This window comes from Prauserella muralis, assembly GCF_003202285.1.
In the GTDB taxonomy this organism is placed as follows: domain Bacteria; phylum Actinomycetota; class Actinomycetes; order Mycobacteriales; family Pseudonocardiaceae; genus Prauserella_B; species Prauserella_B muralis.
On the sequence record NZ_MASW01000023.1, the window covers coordinates 1 to 5,327 of the forward strand.

4 protein-coding genes and 1 pseudogene are annotated in these 5,327 nt (G+C 67.9%); 4 read left to right on the forward strand and 1 reads right to left on the reverse strand.

Annotated features, from left to right (window positions below; translation table 11 throughout):
* Nucleotides 1–53 precede the first annotated feature (53 nt).
* Entirely contained in the window at nt 54–1,226 is a 1,173-nt protein-coding gene (locus BAY60_RS36645) for an IS30 family transposase (protein WP_211330152.1), read from the forward strand.
* Between the two features lie 62 nt (nt 1,227–1,288).
* Here BAY60_RS36645 and BAY60_RS36650 read toward each other — a convergent pair.
* A pseudogene (locus tag BAY60_RS36650) lies at nt 1,289–1,414 on the reverse strand (ATP-binding protein); the annotation flags it as partial.
* Nucleotides 1,415–1,541: 127 nt separating this feature from the next.
* Here BAY60_RS36650 and BAY60_RS36655 point away from each other — a divergent pair.
* Genes BAY60_RS36655 through BAY60_RS36665 form a run of 3 tightly spaced genes read left to right on the forward strand, consistent with a single transcriptional unit; the run spans nt 1,542 to nt 5,258 of the window.
* Nucleotides 1,542–2,624, forward strand: a complete 1,083-nt coding sequence (locus tag BAY60_RS36655) for a site-specific integrase (protein WP_206078107.1) — start codon at nt 1,542–1,544, stop codon at nt 2,622–2,624.
* Nucleotides 2,621–4,873 (forward strand): tyrosine-type recombinase/integrase, encoded by a 2,253-nt coding sequence (locus tag BAY60_RS36660; RefSeq protein WP_072029025.1) that lies wholly within the window; start codon nt 2,621–2,623, stop codon nt 4,871–4,873. Before BAY60_RS36655 ends, BAY60_RS36660 begins: the two co-directional genes overlap by 4 nt.
* Nucleotides 4,863–5,258 carry a DUF6262 family protein gene (locus BAY60_RS36665; protein WP_072029026.1) on the forward strand — a complete coding sequence of 132 codons (396 nt, stop codon included), beginning with the start codon at nt 4,863–4,865 and terminating at the stop codon, nt 5,256–5,258. Before BAY60_RS36660 ends, BAY60_RS36665 begins: the two co-directional genes overlap by 11 nt.
* The last annotated feature ends 69 nt before the right edge of the window (nt 5,259–5,327 follow it).

Below are 5,327 nucleotides of genomic sequence, written 5' to 3' on the forward strand. Positions count from 1 at the left end.
CCGTGGGTTCGAGCATTCGTCGCAACACCCTCTGTTAGAAGGATCGGGTGGATATGGGACGACCGGGGCGGAAGCGACGGCTGGCACTGGAGGACGAGTACTGGAAGTTGATGGCGTCTGGGGTGGGCACGGTGGAGGCGTGTCGGCGTCTGGGGATCGCTCGGACGACCGGCTACTACTGGCGGTCGCATCGCGGCGGGCTGGCGCGGACCGTGCGCGCGGAGGACTCGCGGTCAGGCCGGTATCTGTCGCTGCTGGAGCGGGAGCGCATCGCCGTGCTGCGCGGACAGGGATGCAGCATGCGGGAGATCGCGCGCCGGCTCGGGCGGGCGCCGTCGACGATCTCACGCGAGCTGGGCCGCAACATGCGCGACGGGGACAACGACGTCTACCAGGCCGGTCTCGCGCACGCACGCGCCCGGGAGCAGGCGCGGCGCCAACGTCGCAGCATCTTCGCCCGCGATGAACAGCTGCGCGCGGTCGTGCAGGACAAGCTGCGACTGCAGTGGAGCCCGGAACAGATCGCGGCCTGGCTGAAGACCGAGCACCCCGCCCGGCCGGACTGGCATGTCTGTCACGAGACCATTTATCAGGGCCTGTACTTCGGCGGGAGCCGCGGCCTGACCAGGCAGTTGGCGCGCAACCTCCGTACTGGTCGCGGCCTGCGACTTCGCCGCCGCAGGCCGCAGAGCCGGCGGCCACGGTTCAGCGCGCACGCACGAACGATCGACGAGCGGCCCACCGTCGTGCTCGCCCGTCAGCGGGTCGGCGACTTCGAAGGCGACCTCATCCTCGGCCGCCACGGCCAGTCCGCGATCGGAACCCTGGTCGACCGCACCACCCGCTACCTGCGACTGGTGCACGTCCCCGAGCAGCGCCGGGGTGAAGACTTCGCCGCTGCCCTCGCGAGCGCGGTCGAGGATCTACCCCGGATCGCACGGCGCACCCTGACCTGGGACCAGGGCGCGGAAATGGCGCGCCACGACCTCCTTGCCGAGCTCTTCGACGAAGGCGTCTACTTCGCCTACCCCGGAAGCCCCTGGCAACGCGGCACCAACGAGAACACCAACGGCCTGCTGCGCCAGTACTTCCCGAAACGCGCGAACCTCCGCGACTACAGCATCAGCGACCTGCGCCGGGTGGAACACCTCCTCAACAACCGACCCCGGAAGATCCTCAGCTGGGCCACCCCCGCAGCAGCCTTCGCCGCTCAACTGACAAGATGATCAAACAACGTTGCGACGATCAGCAGAATCTACCGGCAGCTGAAAATTGACCACCTTCCGGTTCATGGTTCGTCGGTCGCGCCGGTGGGGACGCGGCCGAGGTCGCGGTCTTTGAGTCGGTAGCTGTCGCCTTTGAGGGCGATGACTTCGGCGTGGTGGACGAGGCGGTCGATCATGGCGGCGGTTATCTAACCGCTCGGGTTGAGCGTCCACGATGTACACGATGGGGTTGGTGCGCCTCCCTGGCGTTCGTTGTGGACGGATTACCTTGCCGTGTCTATGACGGGATCAGCGTTGAGGGTGCAGCGGGTCGTGATGCCTTCGGGCACGGAGTCGGCGACCGTTCTGGCCGACGGCCTGGTACTGGTTCCGGCGGACCGGTTCCTGGCGCATCTGACCGCGATCGATCGCTCCCCGAACACCGTCCGCGCCTATGCCCACGATCTGCGGGACTACTTCGACTTCCTGCACTGCCGTGGCCTGCAGTGGGATCGAGTTGTGCTGGAGGATCTGGGCCGGTTCGTGACGTGGCTGCGGTTGCCGGTCGAGGCCCGCGATGGACGGGTGGCGATGCTGCCCTGGGTGGAGGCGAATCTCGCCGCGGCGACGGTGAATCGGAAGTTGTCGGCGTTGGCGTCGTTCTACGAGTTCCATCAGCGGCACGGTGTCGCGCTCGGCGAGTTGCTGACGCGGTGGCGGCCGGGCCGCCGCGGCGGGTCGTGGCAGCCGTTCCTGGCGCACCTGGGCGCACGGCCGGAGCGGCACCGGGCGATCTCGCTGCGGGCAGAGCGGCGGCCGCCACGGGAGCTGAGTCAGGCGGAGATGACGACGCTGATCGACTCCTGCGACCGGTTGCGGGACAGGTTCCTGCTGAGCCTGCTGAAGGGCACGGGATTGCGGATCGGTGAGGCACTCGGGTTGCGGCACGAGGATCTCGACGCCCGCCGCCGGTTGGTCGCGGTCCGGCCCCGGACGAACGTGAACCGAGCGCGGGCAAAGACGTGGTCACGGGAAGTTCCCGCCGACGCCGACCTGTTCCGCCTCTACAGCGACTACCTGCACGAGGAGTATGGGCTGTTGGACTGCGACTACGTGTTCGTCAACCTCTGGGGAAAACCGGTCGGCGAGCCGATGAGCTACGCCACTGTCGACCGCCTGGTGCGCCGGTTGCGGGACCGCACCGCGATCACGTTCTCGCCCCACCTGTTCCGCCACAGCTACGCCACCGGGTTGCTGCGTCGCGGGGTCGCCGCCGAGATCGTGCAGCATTTGCTCGGTCACGCCAGCATCAGCACCACCGTCGACACCTACTCCCATCTGGGCGTCGAGGACGCTCGTCGCGCCCTGGCCGCGGCCGGGTTCCTCGACGAGCCAGCGGCGACGGGGCCGACCGCATGAGGCAGCTGCACCCGATTCCGAACAGCGACAACGACTCCGGCACCGACCTGGCGGCCCGGCTGCGGCCGCAGTTCGCGCAGCCGGTGATCGTGGTCGACCCCGATGACCCGGTGATTGGCGGACCCCGGTGCCTGGTGCCGGTCTGCGAGCGGCTCGTGGTGATCTTCGGTAAGTGCTCGGCGCATCATCAGCGCTGGATCGACGAGGGCCGTCCCGACGACCTTGAGGCCTGGGCCAAGGCGGCGCCGGCGAACCGGCGCTGGCTACAGCAACCACCGAAATGCGCGATCACGACATGTCGTCGCAGCCGCCGCGAGCACGGCCTCTGCCACTCCCACGCGCATCGCTGGCACCAGCAGGGCCGCGTCGATCTGACGCGGTGGATCGCCGATGGCGGCGGCCGGCCGCTGCCGGCCGGGGCCGACTGCCGATTCCCCGGCTGCGGTCTGGAGGCCGAGGGCGACGCGGGATTGTGTGTCCATCACCGGAATCGGTGGATCCGCGCCCACCGGCCGCCGATCGAGTCCTGGCTGCTCGGTTGCGCGACGTTCGGGCGGGACCGGTTCGATCTGCGCCGGTTGCCGATGCCGATGCGGCTGGAGATCGCCTACGCGATCCAATGCCGCGTCGACGAGCGCCGCACGATCACCAGGCCGCACTCGATCCGGCGACTGCTGCGAGCCCTGCCGGGCGGCGGCGTCACCTCGCTGCTGGACCGCAGCCCCGATTCCTGGATCACCTATCTCGGGTTCTCCAGCGAGCGCGGCCATATCGAGCGCCGGTTCCTGCTGGACGCGATCGGCTATCTGCGTGACCTTGTCGAGGGTGTGGGCTGGGACGCGGAGTTCCCGCGCGATGTCTGGCTGCTGCGCAGGCTCGGGTTCCCCGGACGCGACACCCGGTTCCGGTTCACCGGGATCGAGCCGATCTGGCTGCGGCAGTTGACCAAACGGTGGGCCCGCTGGCGGCTCTCGACCGGGATCGCGGTCGCGACCGTCGGCGCTGACATCCGCGCGATCACCCTGTTCGCGCAGTCGTTTCCGGCTCTGCAGCGTGGGCCCGAGGCGTTGACCCGGGAGCTGGTCGAGGTCCATCTGGCGCACCTGGTCGAACGGTTTCCCAACCCGAAGAGCCGGACCGGTCAGCTCAGCAGCCTCGCCGGTCTACTGCGCTCGGCCCGTCAGCACGGCTGGGAATCTCGCCTGTCTGCTCAGGTCGACCTGTTCCCCGAGGACTACCCGCGCCTGGTCAAGGGGCCACCACGGGCGTTGTCGGAAGCGGTGATGGTCCAGCTTGAGCACCTCGACAACCTCGTCCGCTTCGCCGACTCCCGTGGTCGTCTGCTGGCGCGGATCCTGATGAGCACCGGGCTGCGCGTCGGTGACGGAGCTCGCCTGCGGCTGGACTGCGTTGTCCGCGACGGTCAGGGCGCGCCCTATCTGCGCTACACCAACCACAAGATGCGCCGCGATGCGTTCGTCCCCATCGACACCGATCTGGCCGAGGCCATCACCAACCAGCAGAAGGCCGTTCTCGACGAGTTCGAAGACCCGGCGTTCCTGCTGCCGCGGCCAACTCGCAACCCCGAGGGCAAGGTGGCATTCAGCACCGGAACCTTCCGGGGAGAACTGCGGGAGTGGTTGCGTGTCTGCGATGTCCGCGACGAGCTCGGCCGTGAGGTCCATGTGACGCCGCACCAGTGGCGCCACACCTTCGGCACCCGTCTGATCAACAACGAGGTCCCGCAGGAGACCGTCCGCCGACTGCTCGACCACGACTCGCACGCGATGACCTCCCATTACGCGCGGCTGTCGGACAAGACCATCCGGGAGCAGTGGGAACGCGCCCGCAAGGTCAACATCGCCGGTGAGCGGCTGGCCACCGACACCGGTCCGCTGGCCGACGCGGTCTGGATGAAGAACAACCTCGCCAGGGCGAAGATGGCGCTACCCAACGGTTACTGCGCCTTGCCGCTGCAGCAGAAGTGCGAGTTCGCCAACGCCTGTTTGACCTGTCCGGTCTTCGTCACGACGCCTGAGTTCCTGCCCCAGCATCGTCGTCAGCTTGAGCAGACCCAGGCTCTGATCAGCCAAGCCGACACCAACGGCCATCAGCGTCTGGCCGAGATGAACCGGACCGTCGAGAAGAACCTGCTGACCATCATCGACAGCCTGACTACATCGGGCGGCTGCAGCGGCGGCGGAAAGTCCTGCGCCTGCAACGGAAAGGACGGTTCCGATGCCTGCTGACCATACGCACCATCTCGCCGAGCACGCCCGCCAGCGCCACGATCAAACTCTGCGACGCGCCCAGCAGACGCTTACCGAGCTGACCGACGCCGGAGAACACGTGACCGTCGCACGGCTCGCCAACCAGGCCGGCGTCTCGCGGTCGTGGATCTACACCCAACCCGCACTGCTCGACCGGATCCAGCAGCTCCAGCAGCACCGCTCCAGCGCCGACTTCGTCCGCAACACCGTCACCCAGGCCACCGACGACTCGCTACGTCAACGTCTGGCCCTGGCGCACGAGCGAATCAACCAGCTTCGCACCGAGAACCAGCAACTCCGCGACGCGCTCGCCCACGCCCACGGCCAACTCCGCACAGCCCGCCTCAACACCGATGATCACTAGTCAAAGACACCTGTCCACGACACGAAATACCAGGTCAACGGCAAGATTCGGAAATCGAAGTCGAGATAA